The 23,619-nt window shown below is 33.0% G+C and carries 23 protein-coding genes; 21 read left to right on the forward strand and 2 right to left on the reverse strand.

The window, feature by feature from the left end; genetic code table 11:
* Nucleotides 1–269: 269 nt before the first annotated feature.
* The 14 genes from ACFE0M_RS16440 (at nt 270) to ACFE0M_RS16505 (ending at nt 13,329) form a co-directional block, all read left to right on the forward strand.
* On the forward strand, nt 270–440 hold the full coding sequence (locus ACFE0M_RS16440) for a hypothetical protein (protein WP_434546880.1): 171 nt from the start codon (nt 270–272) through the stop codon (nt 438–440).
* A gap of 13 nt (nt 441–453) precedes the next feature.
* The gene (locus tag ACFE0M_RS16445) at nt 454–627 is read left to right on the forward strand and encodes a hypothetical protein (RefSeq protein ID WP_434546881.1); all 174 of its coding nucleotides are present in this window, start codon (nt 454–456) and stop codon (nt 625–627) included.
* 274 nt (nt 628–901) lie between these two features.
* Nucleotides 902–1,534, forward strand: coding sequence for a hypothetical protein (locus ACFE0M_RS16450; protein WP_434546882.1), 633 nt, complete (start codon nt 902–904; stop codon nt 1,532–1,534).
* A complete protein-coding gene (locus ACFE0M_RS16455; protein WP_434546883.1) occupies nt 1,534–2,013 on the forward strand; it encodes a TlpA family protein disulfide reductase in 480 nt (159 codons plus the stop codon). Before ACFE0M_RS16450 ends, ACFE0M_RS16455 begins: the two co-directional genes overlap by 1 nt.
* 147 nt (nt 2,014–2,160) lie before the next feature.
* Nucleotides 2,161–4,317 (forward strand): peptidase domain-containing ABC transporter, encoded by a 2,157-nt coding sequence (locus ACFE0M_RS16460; protein WP_434546884.1) that lies wholly within the window; start codon nt 2,161–2,163, stop codon nt 4,315–4,317.
* Nucleotides 4,318–4,392: 75 nt separating this feature from the next.
* Entirely contained in the window at nt 4,393–4,542 is a 150-nt protein-coding gene (locus ACFE0M_RS16465; RefSeq protein ID WP_434546885.1) for a hypothetical protein, read from the forward strand.
* Between the two features lie 100 nt (nt 4,543–4,642).
* Complete coding sequence (locus tag ACFE0M_RS16470) at nt 4,643–5,941, forward strand: carboxypeptidase-like regulatory domain-containing protein (RefSeq protein WP_434546886.1); 1,299 nt, start codon at nt 4,643–4,645, stop codon at nt 5,939–5,941.
* 703 nt (nt 5,942–6,644) lie between these two features.
* Nucleotides 6,645–7,559: a patatin-like phospholipase family protein gene (locus tag ACFE0M_RS16475; RefSeq protein ID WP_434546887.1), complete on the forward strand. Its 915-nt coding sequence runs from the start codon at nt 6,645–6,647 to the stop codon at nt 7,557–7,559.
* A complete protein-coding gene (locus ACFE0M_RS16480; RefSeq protein WP_434546888.1) occupies nt 7,537–8,151 on the forward strand; it encodes a class I SAM-dependent methyltransferase in 615 nt (204 codons plus the stop codon). The genes ACFE0M_RS16475 and ACFE0M_RS16480 overlap by 23 nt, the downstream gene beginning before the upstream one ends.
* Before the next feature lie 184 nt (nt 8,152–8,335).
* Complete coding sequence (locus ACFE0M_RS16485) at nt 8,336–10,024, forward strand: ATP-binding protein (RefSeq protein ID WP_434546889.1); 1,689 nt, start codon at nt 8,336–8,338, stop codon at nt 10,022–10,024.
* A 52-nt stretch (nt 10,025–10,076) separates the two neighbouring features.
* Entirely contained in the window at nt 10,077–11,558 is a 1,482-nt protein-coding gene (locus tag ACFE0M_RS16490; protein WP_434546890.1) for a glycine--tRNA ligase, read from the forward strand.
* 114 nt (nt 11,559–11,672) lie between these two features.
* Nucleotides 11,673–11,984, forward strand: a complete 312-nt coding sequence (locus ACFE0M_RS16495; protein WP_434546891.1) for a thioredoxin family protein — start codon at nt 11,673–11,675, stop codon at nt 11,982–11,984.
* Nucleotides 11,965–12,222, forward strand: coding sequence for a DUF6952 family protein (locus tag ACFE0M_RS16500; protein ID WP_434546892.1), 258 nt, complete (start codon nt 11,965–11,967; stop codon nt 12,220–12,222). Before ACFE0M_RS16495 ends, ACFE0M_RS16500 begins: the two co-directional genes overlap by 20 nt.
* A gap of 243 nt (nt 12,223–12,465) precedes the next feature.
* Nucleotides 12,466–13,329: a substrate-binding periplasmic protein gene (locus ACFE0M_RS16505; RefSeq protein ID WP_434546893.1), complete on the forward strand. Its 864-nt coding sequence runs from the start codon at nt 12,466–12,468 to the stop codon at nt 13,327–13,329.
* Between the two features lie 97 nt (nt 13,330–13,426).
* On the opposite strand, the gene ACFE0M_RS16510 is transcribed toward ACFE0M_RS16505, so the two are convergent.
* On the reverse strand, nt 13,427–13,735 hold the full coding sequence (locus ACFE0M_RS16510) for a hypothetical protein (protein ID WP_434546894.1): 309 nt from the start codon (nt 13,733–13,735) through the stop codon (nt 13,427–13,429).
* Between the two features lie 610 nt (nt 13,736–14,345).
* On the opposite strand from ACFE0M_RS16510, the gene ACFE0M_RS16515 reads away from it, so the two are divergent.
* The 3 genes from ACFE0M_RS16515 to ACFE0M_RS16525 all read left to right on the forward strand — a co-directional run bounded on the left by ACFE0M_RS16515 (nt 14,346) and on the right by ACFE0M_RS16525 (nt 17,529).
* Nucleotides 14,346–15,674, forward strand: coding sequence for an NAD(P)/FAD-dependent oxidoreductase (locus ACFE0M_RS16515; protein ID WP_434546895.1), 1,329 nt, complete (start codon nt 14,346–14,348; stop codon nt 15,672–15,674).
* An 83-nt stretch (nt 15,675–15,757) separates the two neighbouring features.
* The gene (locus ACFE0M_RS16520) at nt 15,758–16,792 is read left to right on the forward strand and encodes a sensor histidine kinase (RefSeq protein ID WP_434546896.1); all 1,035 of its coding nucleotides are present in this window, start codon (nt 15,758–15,760) and stop codon (nt 16,790–16,792) included.
* A gap of 17 nt (nt 16,793–16,809) precedes the next feature.
* Nucleotides 16,810–17,529, forward strand: coding sequence for a LytR/AlgR family response regulator transcription factor (locus tag ACFE0M_RS16525; protein ID WP_434546897.1), 720 nt, complete (start codon nt 16,810–16,812; stop codon nt 17,527–17,529).
* A 77-nt stretch (nt 17,530–17,606) separates the two neighbouring features.
* Here ACFE0M_RS16525 and hemW read toward each other — a convergent pair whose 3' ends face one another.
* A complete protein-coding gene (gene hemW, locus ACFE0M_RS16530) occupies nt 17,607–18,743 on the reverse strand; it encodes a radical SAM family heme chaperone HemW (RefSeq protein ID WP_434546898.1) in 1,137 nt (378 codons plus the stop codon).
* Between hemW and ACFE0M_RS16535 the strand changes: the two genes are divergently transcribed.
* The 4 genes from ACFE0M_RS16535 (at nt 18,721) to ACFE0M_RS16550 (ending at nt 23,526) form a co-directional block, all read left to right on the forward strand.
* Entirely contained in the window at nt 18,721–20,379 is a 1,659-nt protein-coding gene (locus ACFE0M_RS16535; RefSeq protein ID WP_434546899.1) for a hypothetical protein, read from the forward strand. The two genes, hemW and ACFE0M_RS16535, sit on opposite strands and share 23 nt — an antisense overlap.
* 183 nt (nt 20,380–20,562) lie before the next feature.
* Entirely contained in the window at nt 20,563–21,648 is a 1,086-nt protein-coding gene (locus ACFE0M_RS16540; RefSeq protein WP_434546900.1) for a DUF4271 domain-containing protein, read from the forward strand.
* Nucleotides 21,649–21,676: 28 nt separating this feature from the next.
* Nucleotides 21,677–22,456, forward strand: a complete 780-nt coding sequence (locus ACFE0M_RS16545; RefSeq protein WP_434546901.1) for a uroporphyrinogen-III synthase — start codon at nt 21,677–21,679, stop codon at nt 22,454–22,456.
* A gap of 113 nt (nt 22,457–22,569) precedes the next feature.
* Nucleotides 22,570–23,526, forward strand: a complete 957-nt coding sequence (locus ACFE0M_RS16550; protein ID WP_434546902.1) for a PorP/SprF family type IX secretion system membrane protein — start codon at nt 22,570–22,572, stop codon at nt 23,524–23,526.
* The last annotated feature ends 93 nt before the right edge of the window (nt 23,527–23,619 follow it).

Below are 23,619 nucleotides of genomic sequence, written 5' to 3' on the forward strand. Positions count from 1 at the left end.
TGGAAATATTCGAGAATGCCCTCTGGCAAAAACAACTCAATTAAGCTCTGATCCACTTTGTCTTTTTTTTTGACAAAGTTAATTCTTCAATCCTAAATCCCCAGATTTATTGCTTGATCCGTATTTTTCTTATATGATCTCCTATAGACATGACTTTAAGGTTGTGGTTCTAAATTTATTCAAAAATAAATAAAGTTATTTAAATATGATTAAAACGACTAATATTTTTTTAGTTCTTTGTGTATGTTTAACAAATAAATCTTAAAATTATGAAAAATTTGAGTATTGAAAGGATGATCCAGACTAATGGAGGAGAGCCTACATGTGGAAACTCCTTCTTTATGGCTTTTACTGGACTTGGTGTGATAGTTGGAGCTTTTGAAGGGGATGTGACTGGATATCACATGAAGTTCATGGAATGTGTAGGAATTATTGACTAAAAACTTAAAAACTATGAAAAAATTAAATTTAATTCAAATGTCAAATTATTATGGCAAAGGCTTAGATGTTTCAGATGAAAATTGCGCTGTTGCAGGTGTAATAGGAACCGTTTTAGTTATTGCTAATCCAGTTGCAGGGCTGACTTTTTTTGGAGGAATGGCATTAGCTGGCTGTGATTTAATATAAGTTTCAAAATTAACAAGGATATGTAATATTACATATCCTTGTTTTTCTTGAATTTTTTAATTAAAAATAAAAAAATTAATTTTATTTAAATTATGAACCGTAAGGTAAAATATTATTTAAATTTTCTAATAGTAGTCATATCTGTGCTATCTTTTTTCTTGCAGCATATCATCCATAAAGAAACAGTTTTAGGAATTGATATCGATTTTATATATCCACTTTTAATTTTTGCATTGTCTTCAACTTTACTAAAATACAATAATAAATAATTTCAATGATGAATAAAAAATATCTGTTTTTGATACTAGTTATCTTGTTTGATATTTCATTATTTATATCAAATAACTATTTAATAACTGACAGTATTTTTTATGAGCATTATCAAAGTCAAATATCTGAAGAAAATATACTAGACATCTTAACTTTTAAGGATAAGTGGGAAGGGTTGAATTATTTAATTTTACCATTTATTATTTTGGTCAAAATAGGTTTACTTGGATTCTGGTTATTAAGCGCAAGCATTTTATTCAATATCAAATTAGGGTTTTCAAAGGTTATAGAATGTTTAATAATTGCTGAATTTGTCTTTATTTTCCCTCCTCTTATCAAAATGGTTTGGTTTTTTCTTTTTCAGAATGATTATACTTTATTAGATGTACATTTTTTCGAACCATTATCAATTTTTTCAATGTTTAATCCAGCCTATTTGGACACATGGATAATTTACCCCTTAAAGACTTTAAATTTATTTGAATTTTTTTATATCCTATTATTGTCATATGTAATTGCCAAAAAAAGCTCACTTGATTTTGACGCAAGTTTGAAATTTAACTTTGCAGGATATGGTTCCGCCTTAGTAGTTTGGATATTATTTGTCACATTTTTGTCAATTAATTTAGGCGCATAATGAAAAAGAGACTTCTCATCATTATTGGCTTAGTAGTGATAGGTCTTTTGTCTTGGATGGGCTATTCAAGTGTTCAAAAATTAGATCAGAAAAATAAGTCAGAGGCAATTGTTCAAAATCTAAATTCCTTAACCAATAATTTGGGATTGAAAGTACTAAATAATAATCAGCCGACTATTTTCATGTATTTTAATAGTGATTGTCATTTTTGCCAATGGGAAATGAAAGAGATTGGTGAGAACATCAAAAAATTTCAAAATTATCAGTTGCTATTGGCCTCTTTTGAACCTAAAAATGAAGCGTTAGATTTTCTTCTGCAATACAAACTTGCACAATATTATGTTGAAGTCGATCCTGATTCATTGACCAACACAATTTCAGGAGGCGTACCGCAAACTTTTATTTATGAAAATGGCTTGCTGCAAAAGCATTTTAAAGGGGAAGTGAAGATAGAAGCTATTTTAGAAGTTTTGGAATGATGAAATAGTTATTGGAACTGTATTTTAGCAAAACCTGACAGGTTTTAAGTTAAAAAAACGCATCAGTTATTTAAAGAAATTTAGAATTTTAATGACGGCAAATCTGACAGGTTTCATCGCTGAAAGATATTTAAACGAACCAACCTAATGTTAAAAAAACTCAACCAATATTTCGTTCAGCAGCATGGTCAATCGGATTGCGGGCCAGCATGTTTGGCTTCCATCATCAAATTTCATAGAGGCGAGCATAGTTTGGATGAAATCAGAAGGATTACGGGAACCACTCAAACAGGCACAAAATTATTGGGGCTATATCAAGGAGCAAAAGATTTAGGTTTTGAAGTGGAGGGCTTAGAAGCTGAATCTATTGAAAATTTAAGGGAACTGAATTCCCCTGCTATTTTGCATGTTGTTTTAGAGAACAGATTACAGCATTATGTAGTTTTTTATGGTTTTCAAGAAGACCAATTAATAATTAATGATCCGGGTAGGGCGGTAGAATTATGGTCAAAAGAAAAACTAGAAAAAGTATGGCAGTCCAAAGCTTTGTTAAAGCTGACACCCAACAAGAATTTTGAAAAAGTCAAGTCCAAAAAGAAAAAATACGAAAACCTGCTCAGTTGGGTAAAGGAAGATATCAATATTCTTTTGGCAGCACTCTTTTTAGGTATTTTAATCGCTATTTTTTCATTGGCCACGGCCATTTTTAGTCAAAAGTTGATTGATGTTATTTTGCCAACCAAAGAAGTAAGCAAACTCATCATTGGATTGGTTTTATTTGCCTTGATTTTATTGATTAAGATGGGGTTAAGTTATGTGCGATCTACATTTTTGATCACACAAAGCAAGGATTTTAACAATAGAATGATTGCATCTTTTTTTCAATCACTTTTACATATTCCGAAACCATTTTTCGATTCAAAAAAGACAGGGGATATGGTAGCGAGAATGAATGATACTAGACGCATTCAATCCTCAATTAGTAATTTAATCGGTAATCTTTTAATAGAGTTTTTGGTCATCATTATTTCGCTGATTGGGGTTTTTGTTTATTCATGGCAAGTAGGGCTAATTGTTTCTGTTTTTATTCCAGTTTATGGTTTGATTCTTTGGCGATTGAACAAACCTATCATCAATGCTCAAAAAGATGTGATGAGTGCTTATGCGCTCAATGAAGGAAACTACATAGATGTGATTACAGGCATAGCAGAAGTAAAGACAACTGGAACTATCAATCTTTTTCATAAGGCCACTACCTTTTTATATAAAAACTTTCAAGACCAGATATTCAAATTAGGTAAAATTCAAGTAAAGTTTGGGTTGCTAACGGAGTTGGCTGGGATATTACTCGTAGTAAGTGTAATATCTTTAGCCTCCTTTTTAGTACTTAAAGGGGATCTTTTAATTGGTTCTTTGGTGGCTTTATTGTCCCTTTCTGGTTCTATAGGCCCCTCTTTGACCAAAATAGCACTTTTTAATATTCAGTTTCAAGAAGCAAAAGTGGCCTTCAATAGAATGGAGGAATTTACAAGCATAAAAACGGAAGATAAAGAAGGGAAGGAAATTGAAATCGAAAAGATCGATAATTTAACTGTTGAAAACCTTAATTTTCATTATCCTGGTTCATTAAACTTATTGAACAATATCAACATGAAAGTGGAAAAGGGGAAAATCACTACCCTTTTGGGAGAAAGTGGTGTGGGCAAAAGCACCATCTTTCAATTGGTTCAACGATTTTACACACCATCAGAAGGCTCCATAAAATTAGATGGAACACCAATCAATGATTTAGAATTAGTACGTTATAGAAAATTAATAGGCGTTGTTCCTCAAGACATTAAGGTTTTCAATAATTATTTACTTTTTAACATTTGCCTGAGTGATGATCCTGCTGAAATGGAGAAAGTTGTCAAATGGTGTAAGGACTTTGGCTTTGATAGGTTTTTTGAAAAATTCCCTCAAGGATATATGACATTGTTGGGTGAAGAAGGAGCCAATATTTCAGGTGGCCAAAAGCAGTTAGTAGGATTAGCCAGGGCACTCTATCGTAATCCTCAATTGCTATTGATAGATGAAGGAACTTCTGCTATGGACCGAAATACAGAGCAATTCATATTGAATTTATTGCAGCATTTAAAGAATGAAAAGACGATCTTGTTCGTGAGTCACAGAATGAAAGTAGCTGGTTTCTCTGACTACATTTACATTTTGGAAAATGGCAGTATTACAAGTCAAGGAGAACCGCAATCTTTAATAAAAGAAGAGAACTTCTTTAGCGAATCTGTTAATGAGTTGGTTTTTTGAGACGGATATGAAATCAATCTAACATTTTAAGCTTTCAGTGGTTTTTGAAGAAATCTTATCTTCAAAAAAAATGTCATGTCGAACATCACCTTTGTTAAAATTCTTTTGCTTATTGTATCCGGATTGATTTTTATTTTTGATGCTAAAGCGGGCTTTATTTCTTTGATAGTCATGCAAGGCACCATACTATTATTGGAATACAGAAAAAGAAAATTGAAAGAGTGATTAATAGAGGAATTTAATTTGGGATACTATTCTGTTTATTTAGTTAAAATAATATTTTTCTGTAAATTGGATTCAACCTTAAAATTTCCATACCCGATATATGAGAGTTTTATTTATAGCATTTCTTATCTTATTATTCAATACAACCCTTTTAAAATCTCAAAATCCTAAGCCTGAATACAAAGAAATCAGTGGGACTTTATTGTCTAAGGGAGATTCATCTGCTATTCCCTTTGCGAACATCCATTTAAAAGGCACCATGCTGGGCGCTCATTCCAATGAAGAAGGGCAATTTAGCTTTCGTTTTCCACTAGGAGAAAAACATGATACGGTAGTAATTTCAAGCATTGGCTATGAGGATTTGGAACTGTTGGTAACCAATTTAAAAAGGCAAGATTCAGCTTACTATTTAAGCCCAGAACAGGGAATGCTCAAAGAAGTAATAGTGAAACCAACGAAAGACACACTCAGGGCTTTAGTGGGTGAGGCGATAAGAAAAATTCCTTTTAATTATTCTCGCAGGTCATTTCTATTAAAAGGTTTTTATCGCGAAATGGTGGTGAAAAACAACAGTTATATTCGTTTATTAGAAGCAGCAGTTTCGGTACAGGATAATGGTTTTGACCTGCCTTATAACAAACTAAAAATCCGACTGGACGAATTAAATAAGAGCGAGGATTATATAGATTACAGTTTCTTTGAAAAGGTTTATAAGTACTTCATGGGTGGGGATGAAAACAATTTGTACAAGTCTTTTGATTTTGATTATATCAGAGGATACAATACAACAGAAAACTATCAACATTTAAAAGGATATTATGATCGTTTTGATTTTGAATTGGATTCGGTAATTAAATCCGATAATGGGGCTGTTTATGTTTTAAATTACTACTCTCCTACCTTCCATCTTGGTGGCCTTCAATCTTTTGGAAAGATATATATCAATTCAGTGGATTATGGCATTGTTAAACTAGAATTTAATCACCAATTCTTTCCCGTAGAAGACTCCAATGAAGCCAGATTTAGTCAAGACCAGGAGAAGATGTTTTTAAATAATATTCATAAACAATCGGTAGTCTCTTACCGCAAGATTGGTAAAAAGTATTATTTAAGTTATATAAAATGGAAAGCACCAGTAAGAGATGCCTGGCAAACCGAAACAGAAGATGGAGAAACAGCAGTCCAATTTTATGATGCCGCATTTTACGTGACGGATGTGAAAACCAGAAGAAGGGACTTTAAAAGAATTAAGTATAAAGAAACCATGGCGCTTGACGAAGATTTGTTTGATGTAGAAAAACCGTATAATGAAGAATTTTGGAACAATTTTAATTCGGTGATATTGGATCCAAAGCTTAAAAAGGCCAAGGAAGACATTGAGCGACTGGAGAATAATTGAACCTATCAACAATGGACCATGAAAAATCAGCATTCATATTTAAGATTAATCACTGCTTTAGGCGTTTTTACTTTATTTTTCTTAAAAATATATAATTTGTGGTATTATGTGCCTTTTTTAATTTTGGCATTATACCTATCATATATTGAGTCGAAAAGATCTAATAATAAAGCGGGTGCATTGGTAATGATATTAGCCGTAATTTTAATAATCATTGTATTAATCACCTACAGGTCTGCTCCGGAACGATAGCCATTTCGAAAGATGAATTTTGGAATTGCTAGCATGTATAGCCTCAACACTTTATTCTTCCAAGTGTCAGTAAATGAGTAAGGTTTTTGAAATGGATTAACAATAATTGTATTAGGTAGTTCTTTAGTTAATCATACCTTTAACTCAAGAGACCATGGAAAATATAACCCTAGTCAAAATCATCCTTATTCTAGTGTCCCTAGGCATATTTTTTTTCATTGATACTCAAGCCGGTTTTGTGTCTTTAATTGTAATGAATTTAACTGTTATTATTTTAGAATACCGAAAAAGGAAAATGAAATAGTATTTTTATTATTTAATAATAGTAGTTCTCTTAATTATGATCAATTAAATCTAATCATTTTGGATATTACCTATAACATAGATTATTATCCATCTCCTTTCTATTAATTTTTCTTAAATTGCTCCTCAGCCAAATTTTTTAATCATCATGAAACAAAAAGTAGCCTTAGTTTTAGGAAGTGGTGGCGCCAGAGGAGTTGCCCACATTGGCGTAATTGAAGCATTGGAAGAAAACGGATTTGAGATTTCTTCTATCTCAGGATCAAGTATGGGAGCGGTGATAGGCGGATTGTATGCGGCCGGCAAAATGCAGGAATACAAAGATTGGGTCACCCATTTTGATAAAATCGATGTTTTTAAACTCTTGGATTTCACATTAAGCTTGCAAGGTATTGTGAGGGGTGAAAAAGTATTCAAAGAAATGCGAAAGCTTTTGGGAGAGTTCAATATCGAAGATTTTCCAATCCCTTTTACTGCTGTAGCTTCAAATATTAGAACACAGAAGGAAGTTCTTTTTTCTGAAGGGAATTTGATGGATGCCTTAAGGGCATCTTGCGCCATCCCGACTGTTATGACCCCAGTTTACCAAGACAATGAAGAAATAGTGGATGGTGGGGTGCTGAATCCTATCCCGCTCAACAGGGTAAAAAGAACGGAAGGAGATATCTTAATTGCCGTGGATGTGAATGCGGCCATTCCATTTGAGAAAAAAGTGGCGGTTACAGCGGAGGAAGTGCAACAAGATGAAAAGAATAAACAATTTTTGGATGAGTTTACAGCTCGTATAAAAAGATATTTGCCTACCAGCAACGGGAAAGAACCCAACAGCACTCCAAAAAAGCTGGGTTATTTTGATTTGCTCAATAGATCAATTGATTTAATGCAAGAGAAAATGACCAATTTGCAAATGGAGTTAATTAAACCCGATATGTTGGTTCAAATTTCAAGAAATTCATGTGGTACTTTTGAGTTTTACAAAAGCACTGAGTTAGTGGAATTAGGTAAAGCTGCATTTGATAAATCGTACAGCCAATATAAAAATGGATTGGAAACAACTCAATAATGAATTGGGCAATATTGATCTTTATTGGCTCGACTTCATTCTAAAAGGATACATGTCCGAAAATGCCAAAGTATTGGATGCCGGTTGCGGGGAAGGTAGAAATCTTACTTACTCCCTGAAAAATGGCATGGACGTTTTTGGGATTGATCAAAATCCTGAGGCAATCCAATTATTAAAACTCATTGCCAAACAGTACAAAATTGAAGACATTGAGGCTCGTTTTCAAGTCATGAAACTGGATAAAATCCTTTTTCCAGATGATACTTTTGATGTGATCAATTGTAGTGCCGTATTGCATTTTGCAAAAAGCCTTGAGCATTTTATAAGTATGCTATCGGAATTAGTTCGCTTGCTAAAACCAGGGGGTAAAATTTTCATTCGCACCATGACCGATCACTATCTAGCTGAAGGAGTTACTGAAATAGAACCAAATATTTACCAATTCCCAAATGAACAAATTCGATTTGTTGTGAATGCCTATTCAGTTGTAAAAGAATTAAATGAGATGAAATTAGAGCTCTTAGAGCCATTTAAGGAAGTGGTCGTTCAAAACAGGCATACAATGGGAACATTTATGCTCCAAAAACAATAATAAAATAGATGAAAATTTATTACATCTAAAATTACCCCTTCAATTGAGTTGTTTCATTGTTTAAAAAACTTTAAACAACTAAAAATCACCCAAATTGTGGTAAAATAATACATCCAGCTAAATTGGTTACGTCTTACGTAATTAAAAATATTTCGAAAAATAAGTATATTTACTGATTATCAGTATGAAAAAACTCTCATTTCGAAATATTATACTGGGTAAAACCACCCACATAAAATCTGAAGGGGATTATCGCAAAGCTTTACTAGTTGGAGTTTGTTGTTTGATTTTAACCTTTATTAGCACCGTCAATGGATTATTGAATGTGTTTTTATGGGATATTTCCTTGACTCCATCCTTTATGGTGGGGATATTCGGGGGGCTTTTTGGTTTCTTATTAAATCGCTTTAGAAAATACGAATTAGCGAAGCATAGTCTATTGCTCATAGCCATTTTCTTTGTATTCATTTTCATGAGCAATGAAGGAAAATACTATGGATCTCAACTTTATCTATTCCCAATCTTAGTTGCATCAATCACCTTATTTGGTTATAAAAATGTGAAAGTTTGGTTGTTTTATGGTGTTCTGGCTTTTGCTTGTTTTACTATAAGCGAATTTACAACTTATAAAATAGTCTCCGTGGATACCATCAATGAAGCCAAGGAAGATAAAATTTATTTTTTAAACTATTTTTTCACATTTGTAGGATTAATTGTGGTGATTTATTTTCAGGTAAAACTACAATATAAATCGGAGCAAAAAATTTTAGAGCAAGACCGTAAATTAAAAGAAAGTGAAGAAAGGTTTCGCTTGGCTGTGGAGGGCACCAATGCTGGTATTTGGGACTGGGAAAACATCAATAAAGATCAGCAATGGTGGTCGCCAAAATTGTATGAATTATTGGGTTATGATCCTAAAGAGTTCTCTCCAGGCCAAAAAAGTTTTAAGAATTTACTGGCGGAAAAATCAGATTATCCTCGACTTGTAAATGATTTTAAGCGACATCTACAAACTAAAGAGCCCTTCTCTGTAGAGTATAAATTAAAATGTAAAGATGGAAGCTATCGTTGGTTCCATGGTTCAGGCCAAGCCAAATGGTCAAATGATGAAAAACCGGTCAGGATGGTAGGTTCGCTAGTGGATATCACTGATAAAAAAGTTAAAGAAGAAGAAATTAAAGAAAAAAATCAGCTATTGGAGCAGACTAATGCTGAGCTGGACAGATTTGTTTATAGTGTTTCCCATGATCTAAGGGCACCATTAAATTCTATTCAAGGTCTTATCAATATAGGGGATACCACTGATGATAGCCAAGAATTAAAGCAATTGCTTGGCATGATGAAAAACCGTGTCAAAAAGCTTTATTCTTTCATAGACGAAATCATAAGTTTTGCAAGAAATACAAGGACTGAAATTATCAAGCAAAATGTAAACCTGTATGAATTGGTAAGAGAGACTTTTGAAAATACCCAGTACCGAGAGCTTTCTGCAGATATTGATTTCAGAATGAGTATTGCGGAAGACACTAGCTTACAGACAGATAAAGGACGATTAGGTGTTATTTTGAATAATCTGGTGGATAATGCCATCAAATATCACAGACATTCCCACCCTGGAAAATATGTGGCAGTACAAACCGAGGATTTGGGGAATGAAATATTAATTAAAATAGTAGATAACGGCCAAGGGATTCCTGCAGATGCTCAGCCCAAGATCTTTGATATGTTTTTCAGGGCATCAGAAAATTCCAAAGGTTCCGGATTAGGCTTATATATTGTGAAAGATATGGTGGAAAGATTAGGAGGAAGCATAAGCTTGCAATCAGAAAAGGGAGAAGGAACTACTTTTACAATAAAATTACCTAAATCTTAAAAATTCAAAGAATCCTTTCTTATCCATAATTGAATTGATTTATCTTTGCGCCATGGCAAAGAAAGAACAAACTCCCGAAAACACACTTTTTAGAGATATTATTGCTCACGCTAAAGAATATGGTTTTGTATATCCATCAAGCGAAATATACGAAGGCTTGCAAGCCGTATATGATTACGGCCCCTATGGTGCAGAATTAAAGAAAAATATTAAGGAATTATGGTGGAATACCATGACCCGTTTCAATGATGATATTGTGGGTTTGGATTCTGCTATTTTCATGCATCCAGATACCTGGAAAGCCTCTGGTCACATCGAAAGTTTCAATGACCCGATGATCGATAATAAAGATTCCAAAAAGAGATATAGGGCAGATGTTTTACTTGAAGAAAAAGCGGCTGAATATGAAAACAATGGCGAGCAGGAAAAAGCAGATGCTCTTTTGAAAAAAACCGGTCAATTGCTTGAAGCCGAAGATCTGGAAGCTGTTCGTGAATTAATCATAGCAGAAGATATCAAATGCCCGATTTCCGGAACGGCCAACTGGACAGAAGTGCGTCAATTCAATTTAATGTTCTCTACTCAAATAGGAAGTGTTTCGGATGGCTCAGGAAAAATCTATCTTAGACCGGAAACAGCGCAAGGAATTTTTGTCAACTTTTTGAATGTGCAAAAAACGGCCAGAATGAAAGTGCCATTTGGTATTGCTCAAATAGGGAAGGCATTCAGGAATGAAATTGTGGCCCGTCAATTTATATTCAGGATGCGTGAGTTCGAGCAAATGGAAATGCAATTTTTTGTTCGTCCTGGTGAGGAAATGGAGTGGTACGAAAAGTGGAGAGATGCGAGATTAAAGTGGCATAAGGCAATAGGAATTGCAGAAGAAGATTTACGTTTGCATGAGCACGAAAAATTAGCGCATTATGCCAATGCAGCAGTGGATGTGGAATATAAATTTCCTTTTGGTTTTAAAGAAGTAGAAGGAATTCACAGTAGAACAGACTTTGATTTGAAAAGCCACCAAGAAGTCTCCAAAAAGAAATTACAATATTTTGACCCGGAGGTGGGCAAAAATTATATTCCTTATGTAGTGGAAACTTCCGTTGGGGCGGATAGATTATTTTTGATGTTGTTCTGCAGTGCCTTTAAAAACGAAGAGACTGGGGAAGGCGATAAAGTTAAAACAAGAACTTATTTAAAGCTGCACCCAGCCCTGGCACCAGTTAAAGCAGCAATTCTTCCATTGACTAAAAAAGATGGCTTACCTGAAAAAGGACAAGAAATATATAAATCGCTGAAAGGTGCATTTAATGTGGTTTATGAAGAAGCGGCTTCAATTGGTAAGCGTTATACTCGTCAAGATTTGATAGGTACACCATTCTGCATAGCTGTTGACCACCAAACTTTAGAGGATAACACGGTAACCATAAGACATAGAGATAGCACAGAGCAGGAAAGAATGCCGATTACAGAACTGGAATCGTATATTACAAAAGCTACCTCATTTAATAGGATTTACGAGCTTTTACAATAATCTAGCTGCTATAGATTTTGTCTATAATCAGATGCAAACAATCAATTTAATATATCGTAACCTATTCGTATTTTTGCGGTTCATTTAGGTATAATCAATAAAACGAATTTCAAAATGATAGAATTAGCAGAAGATAAATTACAAGAGATAGTAGATGGGAATGAAATGGTCATGGTACAATATGGTGCCACTTGGTGTGGAAATTGCAAAATAACTAAGCCAAAATTCAAAAGGTTGGCTGGTGAAAATGAAAACATAAAGTTTGTTTATGTTGATGCTGAAAAATTACCAAATTCAAGATCATTGGCAGAGGTTAAAAATCTACCGACATTTGCCGGTTTTAAAAATGGCAAATTAGTAAATTCTATTTCAGGAAATAAACCTAGCATTATAACAGAATTATTAGATGAGGTTACCAATAATTAAGCACGTAGTAGAATTCATCGAAAAAAATGATGAAGATTATGTTGTAGAAAGCATGGATCTACTCGAAGATTTGATCGAGGCAAAAGGAATAAAAGATGAGGAATTGGAAGTGATAGGAGAACTACTGTCCAATTTTTCCGGAGCCATTGAAGTTCATAAAGATATCCGATCTGGAACTGATAAAAAAGAAGCGCTTAATGGTTTTATGAAGAGAGTTATGGGATCCATAGATGGATAACTTTTAATATTTCTAAAAAATATTTACAAAAGCACAGCTTGTGAAAGTCTGTGCTTTTTTTGTTTGTAAATATTCGTATATAATATTAGAATAATTATATTTATACTGCTTTTATGGTGGTTGATTCAACAATCTTTCTTCTATTAGTTTTATTTTATCGATAAAAGTATTTGGTTTACAGAATATTACTTTCTAATTAGGGTATGTTTAACTACTTTACAAATTGGACAATAAAACATGATTATGAAGAAGCTATTATTTAACTCATTTTTAGTAATCCCTATGCTTTTCGTTGGGTTTTTATCCAACGCACAATATTCAGGCGATACTTTTGCAAAGGCTAAACAGACTAAAACAGCAAACTTAACTTATGTGTATTCCGAATCTCCTGGCTTTGCAGCCGAAATAAACGGAGAAGTGCAAGGTGTATGTGTGGATGTAATGAGCGATTTTGAATTTTACTTATTGGATAATTATGGTATCACGGTGAATTCAAAAATGGAAAAAGCCCATGCAAATAATTTTACTGCCTATTTAAATGCAGTAAAAAAATCATCAAATGGGGTTTTTGGCTTAAGTAACACCACTATAACCCAAAAGAGAAAGGCAGAATACAATTTCAGCCCTCCTTATATTACTAATATTGGTATGATGCTAAGTAATGAGGCACTTCCTACGCTTAATGATATGAGTAAAATAGCTGATGTTTTTGCTGGGAAAAAAGCGGTAACGGTTAAAGGATCAACCAACGAAGACCAAATTTTGAAGATCAAGAAAAATTATTTTCCCAATTTAACTATAGAGTATGTAAACTCATTTGATGAGGTATTGGCTAAAATTGTGAACAGCTCCGATTATTTTACAAACATTGATTTTACTTATTATTTAGATGCCACAAAATCTAAAAAGCCAATCAAGAGACATCCTGCCGGAGATCAAACTGCTGAGGAATTTGGTATTGTTATGCCTAAGAATAGTGATTGGGATAAACCTTTTCAAGAGTTTTTGACGGAGGCTTATAGAACTAGTCCAAGCTATAGAAAAATTATTGCCGAACATTTAGGTCGTAACGCACTGCAGTTGCTGGATGCAGTAGTACAAGAATAGCGATAAAAAGTAAAAAGCCTCCAGCTTTTACGCGTGGAGGCTTTTACTTACCAAAACATCAACCATTCACTATGAATTAAACTATATCTTATAAATCTTAAATATTAGGATTTAGTTCCTTTACTTTAATAAATATTTTTTGAGATTTATAATCCATTAATAAATCTACATTTCTCATGGCTATAGGGTCGATATTTTCTTTTTTGAAGCTGTGTAAAAGCTCACCTTCCATACTGTAAATCAGCACATCTGGTTCCTCTTCAATTACTTCATTAATGAAGAATTGTGCCTCCATTTCTTCCTTTACCTCTTTGATTAATTTTGGATCGATAGACACTTTCTCGTCACTTGCATAAGCATTGCTTAATGCAAAAATCATCACTAAAATTACTATTGCCCTTTTCATAATATTTTGTTTTAGGTTCTTTTGATTACTTGACGCAGAACATTATAAATTAGTTGCACGCTTTTTTTAAAAAATAATTCGGCTTATGTAATTTTTATGTAAGATAATTAAAGTAAAAGTATTTTTATATTTATACAATAAACTCCTGTAAATATATCTTATTGCATAATATTATTTTGTATTAAAGTATTTAATGGTTTTAATCCTGTATTCATTTCGGCTATTACATATAATTTATTTCTAAAGGTAATCAGCCAAAACATATATGAATATAAAATTTTTAAATAATTGTTTATCAGCTAGTTGTATAAATAGAGTTTGGCATTGAATAGTAGTATCTACAATTAAAATAGGATTTAACCGTGATGCCTAAAATATATGCTTATTTTAGATTATTTAAGCGCCTGTTTTTGCCTTTTCTTTTTTGTAGATGTTGTATCCTTTCAAGAAGGAATTTCTGAAAGTAGTTTGCTCAATTTAAGGCTCAAAAATGTGGCAATCTATGTAAGAATAAATGTATCATAACATAATTTATATGGTCATTTAATTAATAAAACCAATTAATTTTAAAGCAGTTATTAAAGCATCTACTTTTTAACTTTAATCATTTATGGATAAGCCCAATTCTTTTAAAATTCCCAATATAAATCAAAAGCGAATTGTTATAATCGGTGGAGGTTTTGCCGGTATAACAATGGCTAAAAAGTTTGCAGGTAAAGATGTACAAATAGTATTATTGGACAGGCATAATTATCATACCTTCCAACCTTTATTATATCAAGTTGCCACAGCTGGTCTTGAGCCCGATTCCATTGCAGGGCCATTGCGGAAACTGCTTGAAAATCATCAAAATATTTATTTTCGTATGGCCACTGTCTTTACAATAGATCAAGAAGAAAATAAAATTATTAGTAATGTAGGTGAATTGCAATATGACTATCTCATTATAGCCGCAGGTTCTAAAACAAATTTCTTTGGGCAAAATGAAAAGTTTGAAAAGGCTTTTCCACTTAAGCAAATTCCTCAGGCTTTGGATTTTAGAAGCCATATATTACAGAATTTTGAAGAAGCGGTTTTAAGTTCAGATGACGATAAGATTGAGCGATTAATGAATATCGTAATAGTGGGAGGAGGCCCAACCGGAGTAGAGCTTGCTGGGGCATTGGGTGAGCTTAAAAAACACGTGTTACCAAATGACTACCCGGATTTAGATTTTAATAAACTTAATATATATCTGGTAGAGGGTATGGACAGGCTTTTAGGCGGAATGTCCGATTTCGCAGATAAAAAAGCTCAAAAGTACCTTAAAAAATTTGAAGTGAATGTTAAACTCAACACAATGGTCAATAGCTATGATGGTGAAAAGGTGGAGTTTAGCAATGGTGAAACACTTCCTGCTGCCACTCTTCTTTGGGGAGCAGGTGTAATGGGAAATGTGATTGAAGGACTTACGGATCAGAGTGTGAAAAATAGCAGATATCAAGTTGATCAATACAATTTGGTAAAAGGCACCAAAAACATTTTTGCTGTTGGTGATATAGCTTTAATGGAAACAGAGGATTATCCAAAAGGTCATCCCATGTTGGCTCCTGTAGCGATGCAACAGGGGGAAAGGTTGGCTAAAAATATTCTAGCTTCCATGAAAGGAAAGGAACAAAAACCTTTTAAATATTTAGATAAAGGCAGTATGGCTACTGTAGGTCGTAATAAAGCAGTAGTTGATTTGCCCAAGAATCTACATTTTGGGGGCTTTTTCGCTTGGTTTATATGGATGTTCGTTCACCTTATTTCTATAGTAGGTTTTAGAAATAAAATCGTGATTCTAAGCAATTGGATATGGAATTATTTTACCTATGATAGAGGTACTCGCTTAATTATTAGACCGTTCGTGCCGAAAGTCAAAAGCCAGAAGGATAAAAAAGAAAGTAACATGATTTGACAGGCGGTTTCTTAAATCTATAAAAAGAAGCTTATTTTGCATCAAGTTAAAATTAGGTACTTATTTTTTGAGCTAAGCGCATAATGAATAAAAAGGCACTGTATTGGACGCTTCAAATTGTTGGTTGGACTGTCTATGGATTGTTAAATATCTACCTAGCATATCTAGGAGAAAGACTTTCAACGGAACAGGCAATAGGACAGCTTATTTTAGTGCCTTTTTATATTACTATTACACATCTTTATAGAAATTTTATAGTTAGAAATGGCTGGTTGAAGATCATTATCCAGAAATTGGTAGTAAGGGTAATTATAGCCTGTTTGATTTTAAGTATTATCAATTATTTATTTTTATTTGGTATTTCTTCCTGGCTAGGTTTGTTTGATCCTTCCTTTGACCTTGCCCCTACCGTTATTTTTATAGGAATTCTCGCAAACCTAATTCTATACTTTTTATGGTCATTGGTTTATTTCATGTATCATTATGTGGAGAATTATAATCGATCCTTGAAATATGATGCGGCCATGAATGAAATTGAGCTGAACAATCTTAAATCTCAATTAAATCCCCATTTTATTTTCAATGCATTAAATAGTGTCAGGGCATTGGTAGATGAAGATCCGGCAAAAGCGAAGAACTCCATCACTCAACTTTCCAATATTTTGAGAAACTCATTAATTTTAGATAAAAAAAGATTAATTAATTTTAATGATGAGTTAAATACAGTAATTGATTTTTTGGCATTGGAAAAAATAAGGTATGAGGAAAGATTAACTACTGAATTCATTATTCATCCTGATTCCTATAAATATCAAGTACCCCCTTTAATGATACAAACTCTGGTTGAAAATGGTATTAAACACGGCATTTCTAACTTGACACATGGAGGAAAATTATCAATTGAAACACAAGTGGACAATAAAAAATGCTTGAATATCTTTATTAGGAATTCAGGAAACTTTAAATTGGACAAAAGAAGAAAGAACAAGGGGTTTGGTTTGGAAAATACCAAACAGCGATTGAAATTAATCTTTGATCAGGAAGCCTCGTTTAGTATCAAAAACGAAGTAGATGGAATCGTTTTAACCACTGTGAAAATTCCTCAAGTTAATTATTGAATTTTTAATTTATAAATATGAAGGTATTAATAATAGATGATGAAAGACTGGCTAGAAAAGAACTAAGTACTTTATTAGCTGAGTATAAAGACATTGAAATCCTTGGCGAAGCAGCCAATGCGGATGAAGCGGAGGAGATGATTGACAAGCTAAATCCTGATTTGATATTTCTAGATATTCAGATGCCTGGCAAAACAGGCTTTGAGTTGTTGGAATCCTTGGAAAAAACCCCGAAGGTCATATTCACTACCGCTTATGATGAATATGCTTTGAAAGCTTTTGAATTCAATGCTTTAGATTATCTTTTAAAACCTATTGAGCCTAAGAGGTTAACCGAATCTATCAATAAAATAAGAAAAGAGGTAGAAGCACAGGTGGAAAGACAAAAAACAGGCAATCAGTTGACTGTAAACGATCAAGTATTTGTCAAAGATGGGGATAATTGCTGGTTTGTAAGGTTAAAAGACGTTAGATTATTTGAATCTGACGGAAATTATATCAAAGTCTATTTTGATAAAAATAAACCGATGATTCATAAGTCATTGAATGCATTGGATGAAAAGTTGGACAACAAGCATTTCTTTAGAGTAAGTAGAAAACATATTATCAATTTAGAGTGGATAGATGAAATAGAAACTTGGTTCAATGGTGGTTTAATGGTGAAATTAAAAGGAGGAGATAAAGTAGAAGTCAGCCGAAGACAAGCCACAAAATTCAAGGACTTAATGAGTCTTTAAAGCAACCGATCAGGGGGATAGCTTTGCGAATTGAGTAAAAATAATTTAATAAATAATTTTTATTTTCCCAGTAAATATCAATCCATCAAAAACAAATCCGAAGCTAATTTATCAGCTAAAAGCCTGCCTTTAAGGGTCAGCTTCAATGTGTTATGTTCTAAAATGCAAAGCCTCAAGTTTTTCCATTGATCAATTTGTGGCTTTGCCTTTTTCAATAAGTCGTAATTTAATTCCTTTATCAAATAATCTAGATTACAACCTTCTGATGTTCTTAATGAAGTCATTAAATATTCATTGATTCGATCTTCTTTACTAAGAACATCCAATTCCGCAGGGATTTCATTTGATTTTAAAGATTTCAGATATTTGGCGTTATTGGAAATATTAAACTGTCTGTTTTTGCCATCATAGGAATGAGCAGAAGGGCCAATGCCTAAATAAGGTTTTTGTTGCCAATAACTGCTATTATGCTTCGATTGAAATCCATTTTTAGCAAAATTGGAAACCTCATAATGTTCATATCCTGAATTATTCAGATAGTCTGAAAGATGCAAAAATTGATCTGAAGTATAATCCTCCGAGGCCTCATGGAGTTTGCCTTTTTGTTGCCATCTTCCAAAAACAGTATTGGGTTCAATGGTTAAACAATAGGAAGAAATATGGGGAGGCTGAAAACTCACCAAGGTTTTTAAATCCTTTTCCCATGTTTGGTGTGTGGAAATCGGGATTCCGTATATCAAATCCAAACTGAAATTATAAAACTCACTTTCCTTGATCAATTCTAAACACTGATAAGCTTCTTGGCTGTTATGGGCTCTGTTCATCCATTTCAAGATATTTTCATCAAATGATTGAATGCCGACACTTAATCTGTTAATACCATTTTGGAATAGCATATCCAGTTTTTCTTTATTGATATCATCGGGATTGGCCTCAAATGTAATTTCGGCATTAGGATCGACATTATGATATTGGCTTAATGAACGTAAAATAGATTTTAAATGAGTTTCTGTTAAAACAGAAGGAGTGCCGCCTCCAAAATAAATGGATTCAATGAGTTCACCATCCAGATAATCTTGCTGAAGCTCAATTTCTTTGCAAATTGATTCCACCATATCGTTTTTAATTGCCATATTGGTGGAAAAATGGAAATCACAGTAGAAGCACGCCTGCTTACAAAAGGGAATATGTATGTATATACCTGCCAAAATCAATGCAAATTTAAACCGAATTTTACAGAAGTCCCTGCTGTTTCCATTTCTATATTTTTTATTAATCAACTATACATCTGCACAAATATCCAGTGACAGTATTTTCCAACAAAAGAATGAAATTCAGGACTCCTTAATAAAATCAGGCTTTTGGGAAGCTAAAATTTTAGTAAATGAAGAAAAAGAGCTTCAAATTTTAAAAGGAAGACCTTATTATTGGAAGAACATTCTAGTTTATGAAAACCAGATACCTACTGATATTCCTTTCATTAACAAAATGAGCGGTGAAGTTGCCAATCAATATAAGCTTAATAGAAAATTAACCGCCTATGTTAGGGAAAATTACCACCAAAAAGGTCATCCCCTGGCAAAAGCTGATCTGAATATTAGTAGTTTAGATGATAATCAAATTGATGCTATCATTAATATCAATCCACAAAACTTTATTTTATATGACAGTCTTATAATAAAAGGAGATAGTCAAGCTATTCAACCATCATATTTAAGCAATAAACTAAGTTTAAATTATAACCAGCCATTTGATATTAAAGCTTATGATGCGATCGAAAGCCTTATAAATCAATTGGAATATTTGCAATTGATTTCTCCTCCTGATCTTTCATTTGCCAATAATAAAGCCAAAATTCAATTGAATTTACAGAAAGTGAAAACCAATCAGTTTGATGCCATTATTGGAGTAATTCCTGAAGGAGATCGCACAAATTTTACTGGCCAAGTCGATGCAAGATTAAGAAATTTATTTAAAAGAGGAGTTGGAATGGATGTGTTCTGGCAAAAGTATTCAGCTAATTCTCAATTTTTAAATATTAATTTTGGGCAATCCCATGCTTTTAAAAGTCCATTGGGATTAAATTTCGGATTCGAACTTTTGCAAGAAGACAGCACTTTTTTGCAAACTGATTTGGAAATCGGAACCCGATACCCAATAGGGAAAGATTTTAATATTGGTTTAGCTTACCAAAGACTTAATAATAATGTGCTGAGAGATTTTTCAGAACAGGAAATCTCAAACCTTAATCCATTGAGGAGCTCAAGAACAAATGCTGTAATATTAAATGTTGATTGGAAGAACCAATTGACATATCCTCAATTGCTAAATTATAACTTTGCTACTGTGAAATTTGGTTTTGGAAGTAAGAATATCATGAATTTTACGGCTTTGCCATCTGAATGGCAAAATGTTCCAGAAGTTAGTAATAATATCAGTGGAGCAATGAAATTCCATTTTCAGAGAGTTATTGGAAAAAGAATATTGATTGAGGCTATCCCACAATATGCTGTTATTGAAAATCCTGCCTTGTCTCAAAATGATTTATTGCGCCTAGGCGGATTACAAAATTTAAGAGGATTTGACAGAAACTTTTTCTATTCAAGCTATTTTGCGCTCCTAAATTTGAATTATAGATATTTTTTAGATCAAAAATCCAGTTTTTTCTTGTTAACGGATATGGCAAAATTACAATCAAGCATTGGTTGGGTATATGCTGTTGGGGCTGGGGTAGATATCAAAAGCCAAAATGGATGGTTCAGGATTATTTATGCACTAGGAAATCAAACTGGAAATAAGCCCGATTTTTCACAAGGGAAAGTGCATTTTGGTTATATTGCAGTTTTTTAATAGTTAGCTTATTCCTCGGTGATAAACTGTAATAAGCTAGGATTAAAAATTGAATTCATTTGTTATAGATGGAATCTAATAATAATTTTCATAAAAATTTATTATTTGGCACTGATTATAAGGTAAATAAAAGTTTATCTCATGTAATTGCCTAATAAGCTCTAATTAAATAGTAGATTGTTGATGCATAGGCTAATATATTTCTTATCCGTTTTATTATTGTTATTTTCTTGCGGTCAAGAACAGTCCGAAGCGCAGAACGATACTGTTGCCTCCAAAAGTGACTTGCGTATTTGGCATCAAGCCGATACTTTAAATCTTGTAGATGAATGGGCTTCAGATAGTGTTAGACAAATAAAATTACATCTCAATAATTCTTCAGGATTAATTTTAGAAGCCAAAGCTGATGCTCCTTTTTATTTATTCAACGGAGAAAAGTTGGTGAAGAAATCTACAAACGGCTTATTAGAATATTCATTTGATGAAAAACCCAATGGAGAAATATTCTTAAGCTTGGATGACAACCTTCGAAATTTGACTTATGGAATTTATTCAATTGATAATCAGGATTCGAATACAGCCTATCAAAGTCTAGAAATTTCAAACAGGAACACTAAATGGCTATCAGACAATATTTTACTATTATTGCTAATTGGGGCCTCACTCTTTATGGTAATAGTAAAAGCCAATTATGATAAGCGATACCTAAATATCTTATCTTTTGGTAAAATATTTACTTTCCGACTTAAGGAAGGAGACCAGTCCCGAATAAGAATCATGGACCAAGACAATTTGGTATTTGCCGGATTGTATGGTTTTGTTACCGCTGGGTTAGTATATTTTTTGATAGTAGGCAAGAATATTAGTTTTCTGGGTATAGAACCTAATGGGATATTGTCATTTTTCAAAATTTTAGCGGTCATCTCCACAGGCTTAATTGGGAAGGTGATATTGGTAGCAATTGTCTCTAATTTATTTGGAAACAACAAAATAGCTGCCTTTTACATTAAAGAAATGTTAAATATCAATCTGTTTTTCATAATAATTCTATTTTTTAGTTCAATTCTTATTTACCTATATGTAGGGTCAATACCTCCATTCTGGTTAACTATAGCCATATATGGCATAGTAATTCTTTATTTGGTTCGCTTAATATTAATATATTTTAAAATATTAAAATTAAGCAGCTTCTCTAATCTCTATTTATTTTCTTACTTTTGCACCACAGAAATATTCCCATTTTTAATTGGACTAAAATATTTCATTTGATTAAACTTTTCAAAGTAGACTTATTAGTATGTCAACAAGTGTAAAAGACCGATTTTATCCGGTAAAGAGTATCATGGTTTCACAACCTGAGCCGGCAGACATTTCAAATTCTCCGTATCATAAATTAGCGGACAAGTACAAAATTAAAATTGATTTCAGGCAATTTATCAAAGTGGATCCAATAGATTCCAAGGAATTTAGGAAACAGAAAATTGATATTCTGAAACATACGGCCATTATATTCACCAGTAGAAATGCGGTAGATCATTTCTTTAGGATCTGTAAGGATAGTAAAGTGGAGATGCCTCCTGAAATGAAATATTTTTGTATTTCAGAGCAAACGGCTAACTATCTTCAAAAATATATAGTGGTAAGAAAGCGAAAAGTTTTTGTAGGAGAGAGAACCGCACAGGATATTTTAAACGTAATTAAGAAACATAAGAACGAAAAATATTTGTTTCCATGTTCTAATATCAGAAAGGATGATATTCCATCTTTCATGAATAAAAATGGATATAATTTCACGGAAGCAACAATTTACAGGACCGTTGCAGCAGATTTATCTGACTTGGAACATATTACTTATGACATTGTAGCGTTTTTTAGTCCCTCAGGAATTAATTCTTTATTTGTTAATTTCCCTGAGTTTAAACAAAACAAAACGAGGATCGCTGTTTTTGGCCCTACTACTGCCCAGGCGGCAAGAGATGCTGGTTTAATTATTGATATTGAGGCACCATTGCCTAATGCACCGTCAATGACAGGAGCATTGGAACTTTATATAAAAAAAGCTAATGGGCTTAAGTAATTGATTTAAAGGAGTTTGAATATATATAATTATATAATAACTTTAAATTAATTACATAAAAGCTTGAACAAAAGTTATTTTTATTATATTTATCCTTCTAAAGTGTTGAGGATATGAAAAAAACATTACAATTATTGAGCGTTATCTTTCTGACGATGGGCATTTTTAGTGTCCATGGTCAAGATGTGCAATTCTCTCATTACATGTTTAATAACCTTTTTAATAATCCGGCTTATTCGGGTGTTGAAGGTTATACGAAATTAACGGCAATGCACAGAACGCAATGGGCAGGCTATGCACCTTCCAATGGCCCTGCAGGAGGTATTAATTCCCAACTGATTTCATTAACATCGCCTATTATGAGATACAATAGTGGTTTTGGGTTTTATGTTTTAAACGATGATATAGCCAATCAGAATTTTATTCAAGTTCAAGCATCCGGTGCCTATCATCTGGGAATTAAAGATTCTAAATTAAGTATTGGTTTTAGAGGAGGTGTCATAACCCAAAATATTAATAAAGACGGTTACATCGCCATTGACCCTGATGATCCTAATATCAATAATATACAACCAACTCAAGTTCGTCCTGATTTTTCAATGGGTGTTAATTTTCAACACAAGGATTTTTATGTAGGAGCAGCATTTAACCATTTAATAGAAGCAGAATTTGGATTTGGCTCAGATGCCATAAGAAATCCTTACCCAAAGGATTTTATAGTTACGGGTGGCTATACTTTCCCAGTAAATTACGATATTAATCTAACACCAAGTTTTTTGGTTCGAACTACAGAGTTTAGTTCTTATACTTTTGATGTATCTGCAATTGCGACATATAAAGAAAAAATTTGGGGAGGCCTTTCTTTTAGACAACAGGAGGCGGCCATTGTAATGTTGGGTTATAGCTTTTTTAAAGAAAATACGTTAAAATTAGGATATGCTTTCGATTATGTACTAATAGAACAAAGCGCAAAAAGTACCACTTCACATGAAATAATGTTGAGTTATAGGTTACCTGCTATATCTACATCGGGAAAAAAGGTGGTGCGAACGCCAAGATTTAGACATTAATCGTAAAATACTTGCAGAATAAAACTTTTTTGTGAAAATTGTAAAGATATTTCTATAAAATATTTAAAATACAATAAAACCTTACAATTTGGG

Origin of the sequence: Marivirga sp. (assembly GCF_051117495.1) — a bacterium.
Classification (GTDB): Bacteria; Bacteroidota; Bacteroidia; order Cytophagales; family Cyclobacteriaceae; genus Marivirga.

Excerpts from the sequence above, each read along its gene's own strand:
- ACFE0M_RS16440 (WP_434546880.1), top strand. The coding sequence starts at position 270 with ATGAAAAATTTGAGTATTGAAAGGATGATCCAGACTAATGGAGGAGAG.
- ACFE0M_RS16445 (WP_434546881.1), top strand. The coding sequence starts at position 454 with ATGAAAAAATTAAATTTAATTCAAATGTCAAATTATTATGGCAAAGGC.
- ACFE0M_RS16450 (WP_434546882.1), top strand. The coding sequence starts at position 902 with ATGATGAATAAAAAATATCTGTTTTTGATACTAGTTATCTTGTTTGAT.
- ACFE0M_RS16455 (WP_434546883.1), top strand. The coding sequence starts at position 1,534 with ATGAAAAAGAGACTTCTCATCATTATTGGCTTAGTAGTGATAGGTCTT.
- ACFE0M_RS16460 (WP_434546884.1), top strand. The coding sequence starts at position 2,161 with ATGTTAAAAAAACTCAACCAATATTTCGTTCAGCAGCATGGTCAATCG.
- ACFE0M_RS16465 (WP_434546885.1), top strand. The coding sequence starts at position 4,393 with ATGTCGAACATCACCTTTGTTAAAATTCTTTTGCTTATTGTATCCGGA.
- ACFE0M_RS16470 (WP_434546886.1), top strand. The coding sequence starts at position 4,643 with ATGAGAGTTTTATTTATAGCATTTCTTATCTTATTATTCAATACAACC.
- ACFE0M_RS16475 (WP_434546887.1), top strand. The coding sequence starts at position 6,645 with ATGAAACAAAAAGTAGCCTTAGTTTTAGGAAGTGGTGGCGCCAGAGGA.
- ACFE0M_RS16480 (WP_434546888.1), top strand. The coding sequence starts at position 7,537 with ATGGATTGGAAACAACTCAATAATGAATTGGGCAATATTGATCTTTAT.
- ACFE0M_RS16485 (WP_434546889.1), top strand. The coding sequence starts at position 8,336 with ATGAAAAAACTCTCATTTCGAAATATTATACTGGGTAAAACCACCCAC.
- ACFE0M_RS16490 (WP_434546890.1), top strand. The coding sequence starts at position 10,077 with ATGGCAAAGAAAGAACAAACTCCCGAAAACACACTTTTTAGAGATATT.
- ACFE0M_RS16495 (WP_434546891.1), top strand. The coding sequence starts at position 11,673 with ATGATAGAATTAGCAGAAGATAAATTACAAGAGATAGTAGATGGGAAT.
- ACFE0M_RS16500 (WP_434546892.1), top strand. The coding sequence starts at position 11,965 with ATGAGGTTACCAATAATTAAGCACGTAGTAGAATTCATCGAAAAAAAT.
- ACFE0M_RS16505 (WP_434546893.1), top strand. The coding sequence starts at position 12,466 with ATGAAGAAGCTATTATTTAACTCATTTTTAGTAATCCCTATGCTTTTC.
- ACFE0M_RS16510 (WP_434546894.1), bottom strand. The coding sequence starts at position 13,735 with ATGAAAAGGGCAATAGTAATTTTAGTGATGATTTTTGCATTAAGCAAT.
- ACFE0M_RS16515 (WP_434546895.1), top strand. The coding sequence starts at position 14,346 with ATGGATAAGCCCAATTCTTTTAAAATTCCCAATATAAATCAAAAGCGA.
- ACFE0M_RS16520 (WP_434546896.1), top strand. The coding sequence starts at position 15,758 with ATGAATAAAAAGGCACTGTATTGGACGCTTCAAATTGTTGGTTGGACT.
- ACFE0M_RS16525 (WP_434546897.1), top strand. The coding sequence starts at position 16,810 with ATGAAGGTATTAATAATAGATGATGAAAGACTGGCTAGAAAAGAACTA.
- ACFE0M_RS16535 (WP_434546899.1), top strand. The coding sequence starts at position 18,721 with ATGTATATACCTGCCAAAATCAATGCAAATTTAAACCGAATTTTACAG.
- ACFE0M_RS16540 (WP_434546900.1), top strand. The coding sequence starts at position 20,563 with ATGCATAGGCTAATATATTTCTTATCCGTTTTATTATTGTTATTTTCT.
- ACFE0M_RS16545 (WP_434546901.1), top strand. The coding sequence starts at position 21,677 with ATGTCAACAAGTGTAAAAGACCGATTTTATCCGGTAAAGAGTATCATG.
- ACFE0M_RS16550 (WP_434546902.1), top strand. The coding sequence starts at position 22,570 with ATGAAAAAAACATTACAATTATTGAGCGTTATCTTTCTGACGATGGGC.